16 protein-coding genes and 1 pseudogene are annotated in these 14,218 nt (G+C 70.2%); 12 read left to right on the top strand and 5 right to left on the bottom strand.

Annotation, left to right across the window (positions count from 1 at the left end; translation table 11 throughout):
• The 4 genes and pseudogenes from AC08OO_RS04700 to AC08OO_RS04685 all read left to right on the top strand — a co-directional run.
• Positions 1 to 627 (top strand): annotated as a pseudogene (locus AC08OO_RS04700) (F0F1 ATP synthase subunit alpha); the annotation flags it as partial.
• A 3-nt stretch (positions 628 to 630) separates the two neighbouring features.
• Complete coding sequence (locus AC08OO_RS04695) at positions 631 to 1,527, top strand: F0F1 ATP synthase subunit gamma (protein ID WP_011438084.1); 897 nt, start codon at positions 631 to 633, stop codon at positions 1,525 to 1,527.
• 194 nt (positions 1,528 to 1,721) lie between these two features.
• Positions 1,722 to 3,161: a F0F1 ATP synthase subunit beta gene (atpD, locus tag AC08OO_RS04690; protein WP_476606289.1), complete on the top strand. Its 1,440-nt coding sequence runs from the start codon at positions 1,722 to 1,724 to the stop codon at positions 3,159 to 3,161.
• On the top strand, positions 3,161 to 3,418 hold the full coding sequence (locus tag AC08OO_RS04685) for a F0F1 ATP synthase subunit epsilon (protein ID WP_011438082.1): 258 nt from the start codon (positions 3,161 to 3,163) through the stop codon (positions 3,416 to 3,418). The genes atpD and AC08OO_RS04685 overlap by 1 nt, the downstream gene beginning before the upstream one ends.
• 86 nt (positions 3,419 to 3,504) lie before the next feature.
• Here AC08OO_RS04685 and AC08OO_RS04680 read toward each other — a convergent pair whose 3' ends face one another.
• The 4 genes from AC08OO_RS04680 to AC08OO_RS04665 form a co-directional block, all read right to left on the bottom strand.
• Entirely contained in the window at positions 3,505 to 3,717 is a 213-nt protein-coding gene (locus AC08OO_RS04680; protein ID WP_476609274.1) for a type II toxin-antitoxin system PemK/MazF family toxin, read from the bottom strand.
• 248 nt (positions 3,718 to 3,965) lie between these two features.
• Positions 3,966 to 4,538, bottom strand: a complete 573-nt coding sequence (locus AC08OO_RS04675) for a cob(I)yrinic acid a,c-diamide adenosyltransferase (protein ID WP_476609273.1) — start codon at positions 4,536 to 4,538, stop codon at positions 3,966 to 3,968.
• 41 nt (positions 4,539 to 4,579) lie between these two features.
• Positions 4,580 to 5,404: a protein phosphatase 2C domain-containing protein gene (locus AC08OO_RS04670; protein ID WP_476609272.1), complete on the bottom strand. Its 825-nt coding sequence runs from the start codon at positions 5,402 to 5,404 to the stop codon at positions 4,580 to 4,582.
• Between the two features lie 19 nt (positions 5,405 to 5,423).
• The gene (locus AC08OO_RS04665; protein ID WP_476609271.1) at positions 5,424 to 6,410 is read right to left on the bottom strand and encodes a hypothetical protein; all 987 of its coding nucleotides are present in this window, start codon (positions 6,408 to 6,410) and stop codon (positions 5,424 to 5,426) included.
• A 35-nt stretch (positions 6,411 to 6,445) separates the two neighbouring features.
• Between AC08OO_RS04665 and AC08OO_RS04660 the strand changes: the two genes are divergently transcribed.
• Together AC08OO_RS04660 and murA are read left to right on the top strand one after the other, a co-directional pair.
• Entirely contained in the window at positions 6,446 to 6,880 is a 435-nt protein-coding gene (locus AC08OO_RS04660) for an NUDIX hydrolase (RefSeq protein ID WP_476609270.1), read from the top strand.
• Positions 6,881 to 6,959: 79 nt separating this feature from the next.
• Positions 6,960 to 8,234 carry a UDP-N-acetylglucosamine 1-carboxyvinyltransferase gene (gene murA, locus AC08OO_RS04655; RefSeq protein ID WP_476618261.1) on the top strand — a complete coding sequence of 425 codons (1,275 nt, stop codon included), beginning with the start codon at positions 6,960 to 6,962 and terminating at the stop codon, positions 8,232 to 8,234.
• A 60-nt stretch (positions 8,235 to 8,294) separates the two neighbouring features.
• Here murA and AC08OO_RS04650 read toward each other — a convergent pair whose 3' ends face one another.
• Positions 8,295 to 8,681 (bottom strand): hypothetical protein, encoded by a 387-nt coding sequence (locus AC08OO_RS04650; RefSeq protein WP_011438075.1) that lies wholly within the window; start codon positions 8,679 to 8,681, stop codon positions 8,295 to 8,297.
• Positions 8,682 to 8,997: 316 nt separating this feature from the next.
• Between AC08OO_RS04650 and AC08OO_RS04645 the strand changes: the two genes are divergently transcribed.
• The 6 genes from AC08OO_RS04645 to AC08OO_RS04620 all read left to right on the top strand — a co-directional run.
• Positions 8,998 to 9,363: an STAS domain-containing protein gene (locus AC08OO_RS04645; protein WP_476609268.1), complete on the top strand. Its 366-nt coding sequence runs from the start codon at positions 8,998 to 9,000 to the stop codon at positions 9,361 to 9,363.
• A gap of 225 nt (positions 9,364 to 9,588) precedes the next feature.
• Positions 9,589 to 10,239: a hypothetical protein gene (locus tag AC08OO_RS04640; RefSeq protein ID WP_011438073.1), complete on the top strand. Its 651-nt coding sequence runs from the start codon at positions 9,589 to 9,591 to the stop codon at positions 10,237 to 10,239.
• A gap of 69 nt (positions 10,240 to 10,308) precedes the next feature.
• Complete coding sequence (locus AC08OO_RS04635; protein WP_476609267.1) at positions 10,309 to 10,857, top strand: HD domain-containing protein; 549 nt, start codon at positions 10,309 to 10,311, stop codon at positions 10,855 to 10,857.
• Between the two features lie 64 nt (positions 10,858 to 10,921).
• Positions 10,922 to 11,584 carry an endonuclease NucS gene (nucS, locus tag AC08OO_RS04630; protein ID WP_011438071.1) on the top strand — a complete coding sequence of 221 codons (663 nt, stop codon included), beginning with the start codon at positions 10,922 to 10,924 and terminating at the stop codon, positions 11,582 to 11,584.
• 213 nt (positions 11,585 to 11,797) lie between these two features.
• Entirely contained in the window at positions 11,798 to 13,672 is a 1,875-nt protein-coding gene (locus AC08OO_RS04625; RefSeq protein WP_476609266.1) for a 3-hydroxyacyl-CoA dehydrogenase family protein, read from the top strand.
• A 104-nt stretch (positions 13,673 to 13,776) separates the two neighbouring features.
• The coding region (locus tag AC08OO_RS04620) for a YkvA family protein (protein WP_476606278.1) at positions 13,777 to 14,218 on the top strand (442 nt) is incomplete at its 3' end.

Below are 14,218 nucleotides of genomic sequence, written 5' to 3'. Positions count from 1 at the left end.
AACGTCATCTCGATCACCGACGGGCAGGTCTTCCTGGAGTCCGACCTGTTCAACCAGGGTGTCCGCCCGGCCATCAACGTCGGCACCTCGGTGTCCCGGGTCGGCGGTAGCGCGCAGGTTAAGGCGATGAAGTCGGTCGCCGGCCGCCTGCGGCTGGACCTCGCCCAGTACCGCGAGCTCGAGGCGTTCTCGGCCTTCGGTTCCGACCTGGACAAGGCCTCGCGGGACCAGCTCGCGCGCGGCGCCCGCCTGGTTGAGCTGCTCAAGCAGCCGCAGGGCCAGCCCTTCCCGGTCGAGCGCCAGGTCGTGTCGATCTGGGCCGGAACCACCGGCAAGCTCGACGATGTGCCCGTGGCGGACATCCGTCGCTTCGAGTCGGAGTTCCTGGACTTCGTCGGCCGGTCTTACCCAGAGGTATACGACGCGATCGTGACCACCGGCAAGCTCAGCGACGACACGATCGCCATGCTGGAGTCGGCCGTCGCGGAGTTCAAGAAGCAGTTCACGCTGTCCGACGGCAAGCCGTTGGTCAACGAGCCGGCGCCGAGCCCGCTCGACCCGGGGCTGGTGCGGCAGGAGTCGATCCCGATGCACCGGCCCGCGGCGCGCAAAGACGACGAGGGCTGATCCATGGCGGGCCAGCTTCGTGAGTACCGGCGGCGCATCCGGTCGGTGCAGTCGACGAAGAAGATCACCCGAGCGATGGAGCTGATCGCGGCTTCCCGCATTGCCAAGGCGCGGGCGCGGGTCGCCGCGGCCCGCCCCTATGCCGAGGAGATCACCCGGGTGATCGAGGCGGTCGCGGCGCAGACCACGATCGACCATCCGCTCACCACCGAGCGGCCCGGGGCGGCCCGGGCCGCGGTCGTGGTGATCACCAGCGACCGGGGGTTGGCCGGCGGGTACAGCTCGAACGCGCTGCGGCGCACCGGGGAGCTCATCGAGCTGCTGCATTCGGAGGGCAAGGAGACCGACCTGCACGTCGTGGGCCGCAAGGGAACGGGCTACTACCGCTTCCGGGGACGTGCGATGAGCGGCGAGTACACCGGTTTCTCCGAACAGCCGTCGTACGCGGACGCCAAGTCGGTCGCGGACGCGCTCATCGCGGCCTTCATCGCCACGAGCGAGAACGGCGGGGTGGACGAGATCCACGTGGTCCACACGGAGTACGTCAGCGCCATCACCCAGACGCCGGTCGCCCGCCGGTTGCTGCCGATGGTGCTCACCGAGACCGACGAACCGCCGCGTGGCGGTCCGCTGCCCCAGTATGAGTTCGAGCCCTCCGCCGAGGGGGTGCTCGACGCGTTGCTGCCGCGCTACGTGGAAAGCCGGCTCTATGCGGCGCTGCTCGAGTCGGCGGCGTCGGAGTCGGCGGCGCGGCAGCGGGCCATGAAGTCGGCTACGGACAACGCCGAGGACCTCATCAAGAGATACACCCGGCAGGCCAACCGGGCCCGACAGGACGCCATTACTCAGGAGATCTCCGAGATCGTCGGTGGCGCCAACGCTCTGGCTTCGGGAACCTGATATGGGTGGGCGGCGGTTCACACTCGTGTGGCCGGACTCGTGTGACCGGAACCGATGAGGACAGCGACGACAACAGAACGTGAAGGACGACGCCGAAGGCGGAGCGCGCGCGACGCGGGCCGTTCCGTCCCAGGTGCCAGCGAACGCGAGCCCGAGGCTGCGGCGGCGGGCATTGATCGGAAACTGAGGACGCCATGACCGTCACCACCAGCTCGCCGGCCACGGCACAGGGCCGGACCCCGGGGATCGGCCGGGTAGCCCGAGTCATCGGACCGGTTGTCGACGTGGAGTTCGCTCCCGACGAACTCCCCGAGATCTACCAGGCACTGCAGGTCGACCGGACTATCGGCGACGAGACGCTGACGCTGACGCTCGAGGTCGCCCAGCACATCGGTGACAACACCGTGCGGGCCATCTCCATGCAGCAGACCGACGGTCTCGTCCGGGGCGCGCCCGTCCACGACACCGGCGCGCCGATCTCGGTCCCGGTCGGCGACGCCACCAAGGGCCACGTGTTCAACGTGCTTGGCACGCCGCTCGACGTGAAGCAGATCGAGGCCGAGACGTACTGGCCGATCCACCGGTCGGCGCCGGCGTTCGACCAGCTCGAGTCGAAGACCGAGATGTTCACCACCGGCATCAAGGTCATCGACCTGCTCGCGCCGTACGTGCGCGGTGGGAAGATCGGCCTGTTCGGCGGTGCCGGCGTCGGCAAGACCGTCATCATCCAGGAGATGATCCGCCGGGTCGCCAAGGAGTTCGGTGGCGTCTCGGTGTTCGCCGGGGTCGGCGAGCGTACCCGTGAGGGCAACGACCTGTTCCTGGAGATGACCGAGGCCGGCGTCATCGAGGACACCGCGCTGGTGTTCGGCCAGATGGACGAGCCGCCGGGTACCCGGCTGCGGGTCGCGCTCGGCGCGCTCACGATGGCCGAGTACTTCCGGGACGTCCAGAAGCAGGACGTGCTGCTGTTCATCGACAACATCTTCCGGTTCACCCAGGCCGGATCCGAGGTTTCCACGCTGCTCGGCCGGATGCCCAGCGCCGTCGGCTACCAGCCGACGCTGGCCGACGAGATGGGTGTGCTCCAGGAGCGCATCACCTCGACCCGGGGCCACTCGATCACCTCGCTGCAGGCCATCTACGTGCCCGCGGACGACCTGACCGACCCGGCGCCGGCGACGACGTTCACCCACCTCGACGCCACCACCGTGCTCGACCGGGCCATCTCCGACCTGGGTATCTACCCGGCGGTGAGCCCGCTCGACTCCAACTCCCGGATCCTGGACGCGCGCTATCTCGGGCAGGAGCACTACGACACGGCCCGTGAGGTGCAGCGGATCCTGCAGCGCTACAAGGACCTGCAGGACATCATCGCCATCCTCGGTATCGATGAGCTCTCCGAAGAGGACAAGATTCTCGTCAACCGGGCGCGGCGGATCCAGCGGTTCCTGTCGCAGCCGTTCTTCGTGGCCGAGCAGTTCACCGGCATCCCCGGCAAGTTCGTCCCGCTCGACGAGACGATCGACTCGTTCAAGCGGCTCACTCAGGGCGACTTCGACCACCTGCCGGAGCAGGCGTTCTTCATGTGCGGTGGCATCGAGGACGCGGAGAAGAACGCGGAGAACCTGTAATGCCGATCCGGGTGGCGATTGTCTCGCCCGAGCAGGAGGTGTGGTCCGGCGACGCCGACATGGTCGTCGCCCGGACCACCGACGGTGATCTCGGCGTGCTGCCCGGCCATGTGCCGCTGCTGGGTCTGCTGGCGCCGGGCGGAACGGTCCGGGTCAAGACCGGTGGCCGGGAGATCTCGGCCTCGGTGGACGGCGGCTTCATCTCGGTGACACACCAGGGTGTCAGCATCCTCGCCGAGACCGCGAAGCTGACCTGAGTTTCCCGCGGCCAAGGGCGCGTTCTCCGCATCGGGGGACGCGTCTTTCGCGTCACGTCACAGGTCGCGACAGGGCCCTACAGGCTCTACAGGCCCAACAGAAACTGCAGGGCCTTGGTCATCCGCAGCAGATGATCGGGACCCACGACGCCGAGCCGGCGACCAAAGCGCTGCTGGGACACCGATTTCACGTCCCCGACCTTCGCGTAGCTTGTCTCGCGCAGACCGGTGCCGCCGGGCGCGAGCTCGACGTGGGAGGGCAGCCCGCAGCGCCTCCGCCTCGGCGGAGCGCTCGGCACCGAGCTCGTCCCAGGCGGGCGAGTCGGCCGCGAGGCGGTCGTACCCCTCCTCGAAGCCGCGCCAGAACAGCTCGCGCTCGTAGGCCTCGACGGCCTGGTCGATGATCGTCTGCATCTGCTGGCCGGTGGTCGCGGCCATGGCCGCGACCCGTTGCCGCGTCCTGTCACTCACGCGCACCGTGGTACTCGTGATCGTCGGTCATCAATTCGGTTGACTGGCTTGTCGACCCTCGGGTACTGAGCGGGTCTCAGGCGTGCGCCCCCGGGCGCCAGAGCACGTCCCCCTCGGGGTTCGCCACCCGGGCGAGGATGAACAGCAGGTCCGACAGTCGGTTGAGATAGCGGGCCGGCAGCGGGCCGGTGCGGTCCGGCTCGGCCTCGAGGAGGGCCCAGATGGACCGTTCCGCCCGGCGGGCGACCGTGCGGGCGACATGCAGCAGCGCCGCCCCGGCAGTCCCTCCCGGAAGAATGAAGGAAGCCAGCTTCGGCAGGTCGGCGTTGAAACGGTCACACGCCTCCTCGAGCCGTTCCACGTAGGCCTCGGTGATCCGCAGGGGTGGGTGGGCCGGCGCCGGGTCGACCGGGGTGCACAGATCCGCGCCGACGTCGAAGAGGTCGTTCTGGACCTGGCCGAGCACCGCCCGCAGCTCGTCGGGAAGCCCGCCGAGGGCGAGGGCCACGCCGATCGCGGCGTTCGCCTCATCCACGTCGGCATAGGCGGCCAGCCGCGGATCGGTCTTCGCCACCCGCGACATGTCGCCCAGCGCCGTCGTACCGTCATCCCCGGTGCGGGTGTAGATCCGAGTCAGGTGCACTGCCATGGGGACCACTCTAGGCAGTCGTTGACCGCGCGGCCGGGTTGTCAGATCCGGGCGTAGAGCGCGGTCGCGTCGTCGCTCATCCCGAACCGGGGGAACCGCGAGCAGTCCGGATCGGCCCGTTCCGCCGCCCGCAGCCGTTCCAGCAGTATGGCCTGTTCGCCGCGGGCGAGCACGTCGACAAGGGCCGCGTCGTCGGCGACCAGGCTGAAGGGACGGACGGCCCGGGCGTAGCCGTCGGACAGCGCCACCAGCTCCGTGCCGGGTTCCACCGGCATGGTGGTGACGAACGCGTGGTCGGCGGCAGCGGTGACGTCACCGAGGATCCAGGACCCGGCCGCGGTGTTGCGCTGCCGGCGGCGTTCGCGGGTCATCGTGTGTGCCCGTCCGTAGGCCTGCGCGACATCGATGCCGCGTGCCAGCTCGGCGCGGACCGGTTCGAGCAGCGCCTCTTCGACCCCATCGAACTGGGGATCGGTGAAACTGACCACCTCCCCGCCGGGATGACGGAGCAGCACCGGGCTGTCCCCGAGGAGGTACAGATCGAGTAGCGGGCCCCGTTGCCGGGCGAGGGTGATCGTGGCGGTCGGGAACCGACCCGCGGCGAGCCCCAGGCGCCGTCCCTCGGCGCGGACGTGTGCGATCAGCTCCCGCACCACCTCGGGCAGGGATCTATCCCGCCAGGGGACCGTGGCGAGGAAGGCGTCGGCCGCGCCGCTCAGCCAGGCCGCCGAGGACCGGCCGCTGATCGTCGGATCGTCGTGCAGCGGCGTCGCTCCGTCGATCACCCACAGGCCATCGGCGCGGGAACCGGCGGCGTCCTCATTGTGGAGCTTGTCCGACCGGCTGATGGACCGCAGCACACGCACCCGTCGGCCCCCACCGTGGTCATGAGAACTCCGTCATGAGAAACCCCGCCACCACGAGTATCGTCCCGACGACCGCCGCGACGACCCGACGCCGGGCCGGTTCGGTCCCCACGAGCAGGACGTGAAAGCCCCAGAAGACGAGCAACGTCACGCCGCCAGCGAGCGTGAGAAGGCCGGCGGCCGGTCGGGCCGGCTGCCCCGCGGCGATGTTCGCGGCGGTGGTGATGAAGGCGATCACTGCCGCGAGTAACCCCATGATCTCCAGGACCTGACTCCGGATCTGCTGCAGCTCGCGGGAAGCCTCCTCTTGGCGTGCGCTCAGCCGCTCAGCCTCCTGCGCGTATTGGATCCTGGACCGGATGAGCTGGTAGTCGCCGATGCGAAGCGCGTATTCGGCGCCCGTACTGTCCTCGTCCTCGATCGCGCGGGCGATGCTGGCCCGCGCGGACGCGAATGCCCCTCGCAGGGTCGCGATGCGCGCGTGGGTGGCATGATAGCGCGCATAATGCCCGTCGCTGAGCGCGATGGCCTGCCGGACGTGCCGCTCAGCGTCGAGCAGTAGGCGTGGATCGTTGTCGGGGTCCCGTTCGTGGCGGTCCGCGATAATCTCGGCGGCGAGATGCAGCACGCCAGGCACGCCGCCGAGCCGGTCCACCGCCTCGAGCGCGAACGTGAGCGCCGCGTCGAGATTTGCCGGATCGCCGTCGAGAGAGGCGTAATACTCGGCCTGCATGAAGAAGAACATCGGATGCCGACCGAACCGGTCCTGGTATCGATCGGTGTTGGCCCGATGGCGGCGATGGTCCTTGCGGCGCCAGGCCCGAGCCTGCAGGCAGTAGAACGCGTTGAAGCGCGTCTGCTCCGCTAGATTGGGGTTCTCGACTGCCGCAGTGAGGGCCTCGTCGGTCGCGTCGGGCCCGGTCAACAACGCCCGCGCGGCCGAGCCGAACCCCGGGTCGGTCTCTGGGGGCAGTTCCGCCAGCCGCTGAGAAAGGCCGCCGTTCACTTGGACTTCCGCGTGGCAATTGGTACGTTTCGCATATGCATTCGGTGAGCGTGGCCGGAGTGACACTCAACGAAAAAGGGTTGATTCTATGCATCCGCCGCCGGGACATCGGCGCCTGGCAGATCCCGGGTGGGGTGCTCGAACGCGGTGAGACCCTGCACGCCGGGCTGCGCCGTGAGGTCGAGGAGGAGACGGGTGCGGTCGTCGAACCCGTCCGCCTGACCGGGGTGTACCTCAACATGCCCCTAGGCGTGGTTGCCATGGTGTTTCTCTGCCACCATCCGACTGGCGTCATCGCTTCCGACACCGCGGAGGCGACGGAGGTCAGCTGGTTGTCGATCGACGAGGTCCGTACGCGGTTTGTGCCGGCTTTCGCAATCCGGGTGGCGGACGCGGTGGCCGGACGGCTCGAGCCGTTTATCCGCACCCACGACGGGGTGTCCGTCCTTCCGTCCGACGCAGCGGAATGAGGCGACCGCGCAGGGTTGCGCCGGTCGGTCCGGCGGGTGGCGGTGAAGATCTTCAGGTCAGGACCTAGCATCGAGGTTCGTGGAGCGCTTCGTTGTGACAGGCGGTACCCGGCTGGCCGGCGAGGTCGCCGTCCCGGGCGCGAAGAACTCGGTACTGAAGCTGATGGCCGCGAGCCTGCTGGCCGCGGGCCGGACGATGCTGTCCGCCGTTCCTGACATCCTGGACGTGTCGGTGATGTCCAAGGTGCTGGCGGGGCTCGGTGCGACCGTCGAGCGGGACGCCGCCGGCGGGCGGCTGAGCATTGAGGTGCCCCAGGCTCCGGGCGTCGCGGCCGATGGTGAGCTGGTGCGGCAGATCAGGGCGTCGGTGGCGGTGCTCGGTCCGCTGGTCGCCCGCCGCGGGGAGGCACGGGTCGCCCTGCCCGGTGGGGACGCGATCGGATCGCGCGCGCTCGACATTCATGTCAACGGCCTGACCAAACTCGGTGCGTTGGTTGACGTCGAGTCCGGAGTCCTCGTCGCGCGCTGCTCCGGCCGGCTGCAGGGAGCCTCGATCTGGCTCGACTTCCCCAGTGTGGGCGCCACCGAGAACCTGTTGATGGCCGGGGTTCTCGCCAAGGGGACGACGGTGATCGACAATGCCGCCCAGGAACCCGAGATTGCCGACCTGTGCGCGATGCTGACGGCGATGGGCGGGCGTATCGACGGGGCGGGATCGTCGACACTGATCATCGACGGGGTCGACCAGCTCACCCCGGTGGAACACCGGACGGTGGCGGACCGCATCGTCGCCGGCACATACGCCATCGGCGCCCTGATGACCGGTGGCGACGTGCTGATCCGGCACGGTCAGGCCGCCCACCTCAGCATCGTTCTGGAGAAGCTGGTGCAGGCCGGTGCCGAGGTCGACGTCCGGGACGACGGATTCCGGGTCGTCGGACGGGGACAACCCCGGTCGATCGACGTGGTGACGCTGCCGTACCCTGGCTTTCCGACTGATCTGCTGCCGCAGATCATCGCGTTGGAGTCGGTTAGCCGGGGTACCTCCCTGATCACCGAGAACATCTTCGACAGCCGGTTCGCCTTCTGCCGCGAGCTGCACAAACTCGGCGCCGACCTGCGTACGGACGGCCACCACGTCATCGTCCGGCCCACCGCGCGGCTGTCCGGCACCCGGGTGACGGCCTCCGACGTGCGGGCCGGCGCGGGTCTCGTGCTCGCCGGCCTGGTTGCGGACGGCGTCACCGAGGTAAGCGACGTCCACCACATCGACCGGGGATACGCCCGGTTTGTCGAGAACATGACGGACCTCGGCGCCGACATCCGCCGGGTCTCCGACCGCGCCGTAGCCTGATTTCACCGGCATCGTCCTGATTCCGCTGGCATCGTGACCCCGCCGGCCCGGCAGGCGGGGTCAGGTGGGCGACTGGCGCGAGCCGAGTAGGTTCACGAGGGCACGGGCGGCTCGGTTCGCGTCCGTGCCGAACACGAGCACGTGGCGGCGGTCCCGCGGCCGGGCGATGATGTTCCCGGCGGCGTCGATGCGAATCGGACCGGCCGGTGCCGTGGCCCAGGTCGAGCGGATACCCCGTGCCCACAGCGCCGCGCGGAGCCGAGTGATCTCGGCGGGGGTGTCCACGGTGGCCACCGGGACGAGCAGACCGAAGTCGTGGCCGGGGACGGAACCGGCCGGCCGCGGCCGTGCCGGAGCATGGGCCCAGCGCCCGATCGCCATCAGCAGGCCGACGGCCAGCAGCGCGATCAGCGGCTCGAGGAGAAGTGCCCCGGCTGTTGCGGGCATCCCGCACCTCCGATCGTGCCGCTCTTCGACGCCGCCTTGCATCGTCCCAGACATCCTCGCGACGGACCTGGATCCGGGCCTCGACACCTCCACGGAATCCGACAGAGGAAACATCGCCCGTCAACCGCTGCCACCATTGAGGTAACCGGCCCGACCTCTCTGTGGCCGAACGACGACAGTCCGATGGAGACGAGGGGGTACGTCGCGGTCCGCCCTGGGCGAGCCGCACCTGAGTGCTACCCGCGATCGGCGCGGATAGCTGGTAGCAACGGCGTCACGACAGCGGGGGCGCCGGACGGCCGGGACGGGAGATCACATGAACATCGGCGTGAACGTGGTGAGTCTGGAGTGCTCCGGGGACACGCGGGCCGGCTGCGCGCAGACGGCCCGCGTGGTTGGCCGGGTGGATGTGCGGACGGTGGGGACACTACGCAGCCTGCTGCACGCGGCGATCGACAACGGGAGCGGACCGCTGCGCGTTGACGTCGCGGGCCTGGAGCTCGGCGATCATGCCGCACTGGGGGTGCTGCTTGGCGGCGCTCGCCGAGCCCGTGCCGCTGGCCGTTCGATGGTGCTGGTCGATGTGCCGAGCCCGCTTGAACGCCTGCTCGTGGCGGACCGGCTGGGTGGGTTGCTGCGGTTCGAGGAGGCCGCCGACCTGGTGCACGTCGGCCACGCCTGAGCGGGTTGCCCGGGCGGCTCATCCGTTCGACCACCCCCCAGGCCCGTCAGGAAGGGCTCCGTCCCGATCGGGACGGAGCCCGGAGCGGAACGAACCAGGGTGGCTGCGCACCGTCATGTCAGGCGCGCCCGTGTGCCGGGCGGACACGCGATGCGGCATGCTTGCCGGGTACCTGCTGATCGGGTACTGCTTTCGGGTGACGGGCCCGGCTCTTGGCAGGGTGTGATGCCGGACGGAGGCGTGCAGGACGTGGAGGTGCCCGCGCGGGTGAATGCCGTCGGCGATCGGAGCGCGCGATCCGCCGGGCTGGCCGGGGTGCGCGAGTACCGGTCGGTCCTGGTCCCGGTGGCGTTCGTGGTCGCGGTCCTGCTCGGCGTGGCCATCGGCTACGTGACCGCGGACCGGCAGTCCGGCACCGTGCATGCGCCTCGGACCGCCACCTCGCCCGCCCCGGAGCTGACCCCCGCGCTGCGGACCGCCCCGTGGGAGGGTGCCCGCCGACCGGGCACGGCCCATCAGATGCGGGTCCTCGACGAGCCTGATCCGGATGCCCTGCGGCTCGCGCTGTCGTGGACGGTCGCCGACTCGATCAAGGCGGCCGGGGGTGCTTCCACCATCTCCGCCCGGCAGGTGACGATCGTGAACGGGATGTACTTCGGCGCCGTCGAGGGCGTTGACGCGGCGCACGACGAGTACTGGGCGATCGGTCGCATCGAGGTCCAAGGGCCGGCCACGCCGCCGGTCGACCCGCACGTGTGGCGGCGGATCGGAGCCGGGCCCTGGACGATCGTCCGCAACGGCCCGCGGGCCTGTGATGTGCTTCCGAGCGCTCTGATCACCCTGTGGAAGGTCTCCCCGCCGCCCTGCACCGGGTGACCTGCACCGCCATGGGCCCGGGGCACCCTTGACAGCCCGGGGGCACCCTCGACGTCGTACGGTCGGTCTGTGCCCTCAACCAGGATTGGCGACGCGCGGCCCGGTCATGGTGAGGCGGACGGTCCGCACCGCGCCGCGACGCCCACCCTGCACGACGCCGTCGCCCTGGCCACCCGGGCGCACGCCGGTCAGCTGGACAAGGTCGGGGAGGAGTACATCGGCCATCCGCTGCGCGTGATGGCGGCAGCCGCGCGCACGGCTCCCACCGCCGGGGTGGACGCCCACGCCGCCCAGCTCGCGGCGGTGCTGCACGACGTCGTCGAGGACAGCGAGACCACCCTCGCGGATCTCGTGGCCGCAGGCTATCCGGCCCCGGTCGTCGCGGCGGTCGACGCGCTGTCCCATCGGGAGGGCGAGCCGGTGCCCGACTATCTCGCCCGGGTGGCCGCCGATCCGCTTGCCGTCGTCGTGAAACGGGCCGACATGCAGGACAACGCCGATCCGGCCAGGCTGAGGCGGTTGCCGCCCAAGGACGCCGCCCGGTTGTCGGCCCGGTACGTGGATCGATGCCGGATTCTGGACGATCTCGTGGCGGCTCGCGGCGGCGATGCCGGGTGATCGCCGGGTGCGCGGCGGTCCCACCGCCGCCGGGCGCCGGAAACGGCCGCGATAGCGTGACGTCATGCGGCTCGTCATCGCTCGCTGCAGCGTGGACTACGTCGGTCGGCTCACCGCACATCTGCCGAGCGCCGTCCGGTTGGTACTCGTCAAGGCGGACGGATCCGTCTCGATCCACGCCGACGGGCGAGCGTACAAGCCGCTCAACTGGATGAGTCCCCCGTGCGTCATCGCCGAGGCGGACGGGGTCTGGCGGGTCACCAACCGCGCGGCCGAGCAGCTCGTCATCACCCTCGAACAGGTGCTGCACGATTCCACGCACGACCTCGGCGTCGACCCGGGTCTGCGCAAGGACGGGGTGGAGGCGCATCTGCAGGTGCTGCTCGCCGACCGGCCCGACGCGATCGCGCCCGGACTCACCCTGGTGCGCCGCGAGTACGAGACCGGCATCGGGCCGGTCGACCTGCTGTGCCGCGACGCGGACGGCTCGACGGTCGCCGTCGAGATCAAACGCAGGGGTGAGATCGACGGGGTGGAGCAGCTGACTCGTTACCTTGTCCGCCTGGAGGCCGACCCGGCGTTGCCGCATCCCGTGCGCGGCATCCTCGCGGCGCAGTCCATCACCCCGCAGGCGCGGCTGCTGGCGGCGGACCGGGGGCTGGGCTGCGCCGTCGTCGACTATGACGAGCTGCGGGGCCTCGAACCGTCCATTCCGACGCTTTTCTGAAAGCGATTCCGCCGAGCCTGCCCGGTCCGCCGAACCTGCGACGGCCGCCCGTCCGGCGTCCCCGGCAGCCCGTCCGGTCCGTTCCCGTAGTGCGATCATGGGCCGGCGTCTCGAGAATATGGGAGGATCACGGTGTTCGCCGTCTGACACCGCCCGGCCCGCGACGCCCACCCGTCGCCCGGGGCCCGTGTGCCGAAGTAGAGGAGCCTGGGCATGATCGAGAGGCCCGTATCGGGAACCACATCGGGAACGGGGCCGGCCGCGAACCAGGAGAACGCGAACCAGGAGAAGAAGCCGGAGAACAGCCGGGACGAGGCGGTGAGACACCGCCGGGTCGGGGTGGTGGGGCTCGGCACCATGGGCGCGGGCATCGCCGAGGTGCTGGCGAAGGCCGGTCTGGAGGTCGTCGGCATCGCGCGTGACGCCGACGCGCTCGCCCGCAGCCGGGCCCGGGTCGAGCACTCCCTCGACCGCGCGGGCCGCCACGGCAAGCTCGACGACGCGACCAGGCAGGCCGTGCTGGCCCGCATGCGTCTCGGCACCGAGCTCGCGGCGGTCGCCGACTGCGAGCTGGTGATCGAGGCGATCGACGAACGAATGAGCGCCAAACAGGCGCTTTTCGCCCGACTCGACGAGATCTGCCCCCCGGCCACCGTCTTCCTGACGAACACCAGCTCCCTGTCGGTGACGGAACTCGCGGCGGGCACCGCCCGCCCGGAACGGGTGCTCGGCACCCACTGGTTCAATCCGGCGCCGGTGATGCGCCTGGTGGAGGTCGTACGCACGGTCGTCACCGACCCGACTGTGCTGGCCGGGGTGATCGGCTTGGTCAACGACGTGGGGAAGACCGCGGTCGTCGCGGAGGACCGGGCGGGCTTCATCGTCAACGCGCTGCTGTTCGGTTATCTCAACAACGCCGTGCGCATGCTCGAGGCCCGGTATGCGGCCCGGGAGGACATCGACGCGGCCATGCGGCTCGGGTGCGGGCATCCGATGGGCCCGCTCGCCCTGCTCGATCTGATCGGTCTGGACGCCGCCCACGAGATCCTCAACTCGATGTACCGGCAGTCCCGTGACCACCTGCACGCTCCGGCACCGCTGCTGAGCCAGCTCGTGCGAGCGGGCCTGCTCGGCCGCAAGACCGGTCGTGGTTTCTACACCTACGCGGCACCGGACTCCTCCGAGGTGGTCGACGCGGTCGATCCGCTTGCCGACCGCCTGGGGCGGGGCCGCCCGGTGCGCTCGGTCGGCGTCGTGGGGAGCGGCACGATGGCGGGTGGCATCGCGGAGGTGCTGGCCCGGTCCGGGCACGACGTCCTCCTGCGGGCCCGGAGCGAGCGCACCCTCGCCGCCACCCTCGCGAAGATCGAGTCGTCGTTGGCGGCGTCGGTGGCCAGGGGGCGGCTGTCCGACGCCGACCGGCTGGCGGCCCTGGCCCGGGTGCGCGGCACGACCGATCTGGGTGAGCTTGGCCACTGCGAGCTGCTGCTTGAGGCGGTGGTGGAGGACCTGGCGGTGAAGCGGGAGCTGTTCGCCGACCTGGACAAGATCGCGGCGCCCGGCGCCGTGCTGGCGACCACCACGTCCTCGTTGCCGGTCATCGAGTGCGCCATGGCCACCAGCCGGCCGCGGGACGTCATCGGTATGCACTGGTTCAACCCGGCCCCGGCGATGAAGCTGATCGAGGTGGTGCCCACGGTGCTCACCGGCGACGACGTGACAGCCACGGTCCTGGCGCTGTCCCGAGCGGCCGGGCGGCATCCGGTGCTCTGCGCCGACCGGGCGGGGTTCATCGTCAACGCGCTGCTGTTTCCCTATCTCAACGACGCAGTGAAGATGCTCCAGGCGCACTATGCGACGATCGAGGACGTTGACACGGCGATGACGGTCGGTTGCGGCCATCCGCTGGGCCCCTTCGCGCTCGCCGACGTCGTCGGCCTCGATGTCACGCTCGCGATCACGCGCTCGTTGTACGCGCAGTTCCGCGAGCCCGGCTACGCCCCGGCACCCCTGCTCGAACAGCTGGTCCGGGCTGGGTTCCTGGGACGCAAGACCGGCCGGGGGTTCCTCGACCACCCGCCGCGCTGAGCCCACCCGTCACGCCGAGAACAAAATCGCTTCTGTCCACGCGGACTAGGATGTCGACGGTCGGCGGGAAATCCCGATTCGCGCGGGAGGAGGCTGGAGCGGCGATGGTCGTGCTCGACAGGGACGCCGTGCGAGCGTTCAGTCGGGAAGTCACGATGTTCCTTCCCGATCTGGTCCGGCTGCTGCGGCGGGTCGTCGCCGATCCGCGGGTCCCGCAGTCCGCGAAGGTGGAGGCCGCCGCGGCGCTCGCGTACCTCGTGTCGCCGAAGAACCGGCTGACCAACGTGATTCCGGTGGTGGGTCAGCTCGACGACGTCGCGGTTATCGCGTTCGCCTTCCGGCGGCTGGCCGTCGGAGCCGGGGAGCCGATCCTGCGTGAGCACTGGCGTGGCAGCGATCGCGGCTTCCATCTGCTCATCGGTGCGTCGTCCGCCCTGGCGAGTCCGGCGGGGGCCGTGCGCAAGGCCAAGCTCGCCCGCTCGCTCGTGATGGCCGGCTTCGAGCGGGTCGGCGGGCGGGTGCGGTGGACGGGCGAGAGGTTCGGGG

Source organism: Frankia sp. CeCAU1, assembly GCF_977971845.1.
The sequence above is the reverse complement of the archived record's forward strand: the minus strand, read 5'-3'. Positions and strand labels throughout refer to the sequence as shown.

Bases quoted from the DNA above. Each gene is read 5' to 3' on its own strand.
- AC08OO_RS04695 (WP_011438084.1), top strand. From the start codon at position 631: ATGGCGGGCCAGCTTCGTGAGTACCGGCGGCGCATCCGGTCGGTGCAG.
- atpD (WP_476606289.1), top strand. From the start codon at position 1,722: ATGACCGTCACCACCAGCTCGCCGGCCACGGCACAGGGCCGGACCCCG.
- AC08OO_RS04685 (WP_011438082.1), top strand. From the start codon at position 3,161: ATGCCGATCCGGGTGGCGATTGTCTCGCCCGAGCAGGAGGTGTGGTCC.
- AC08OO_RS04675 (WP_476609273.1), bottom strand. From the start codon at position 4,538: ATGGCAGTGCACCTGACTCGGATCTACACCCGCACCGGGGATGACGGT.
- AC08OO_RS04660 (WP_476609270.1), top strand. From the start codon at position 6,446: ATGCATTCGGTGAGCGTGGCCGGAGTGACACTCAACGAAAAAGGGTTG.
- AC08OO_RS04650 (WP_011438075.1), bottom strand. From the start codon at position 8,681: ATGCCCGCAACAGCCGGGGCACTTCTCCTCGAGCCGCTGATCGCGCTG.
- AC08OO_RS04645 (WP_476609268.1), top strand. From the start codon at position 8,998: ATGAACATCGGCGTGAACGTGGTGAGTCTGGAGTGCTCCGGGGACACG.
- AC08OO_RS04640 (WP_011438073.1), top strand. From the start codon at position 9,589: ATGCCGGACGGAGGCGTGCAGGACGTGGAGGTGCCCGCGCGGGTGAAT.
- nucS (WP_011438071.1), top strand. From the start codon at position 10,922: ATGCGGCTCGTCATCGCTCGCTGCAGCGTGGACTACGTCGGTCGGCTC.
- AC08OO_RS04625 (WP_476609266.1), top strand. From the start codon at position 11,798: ATGATCGAGAGGCCCGTATCGGGAACCACATCGGGAACGGGGCCGGCC.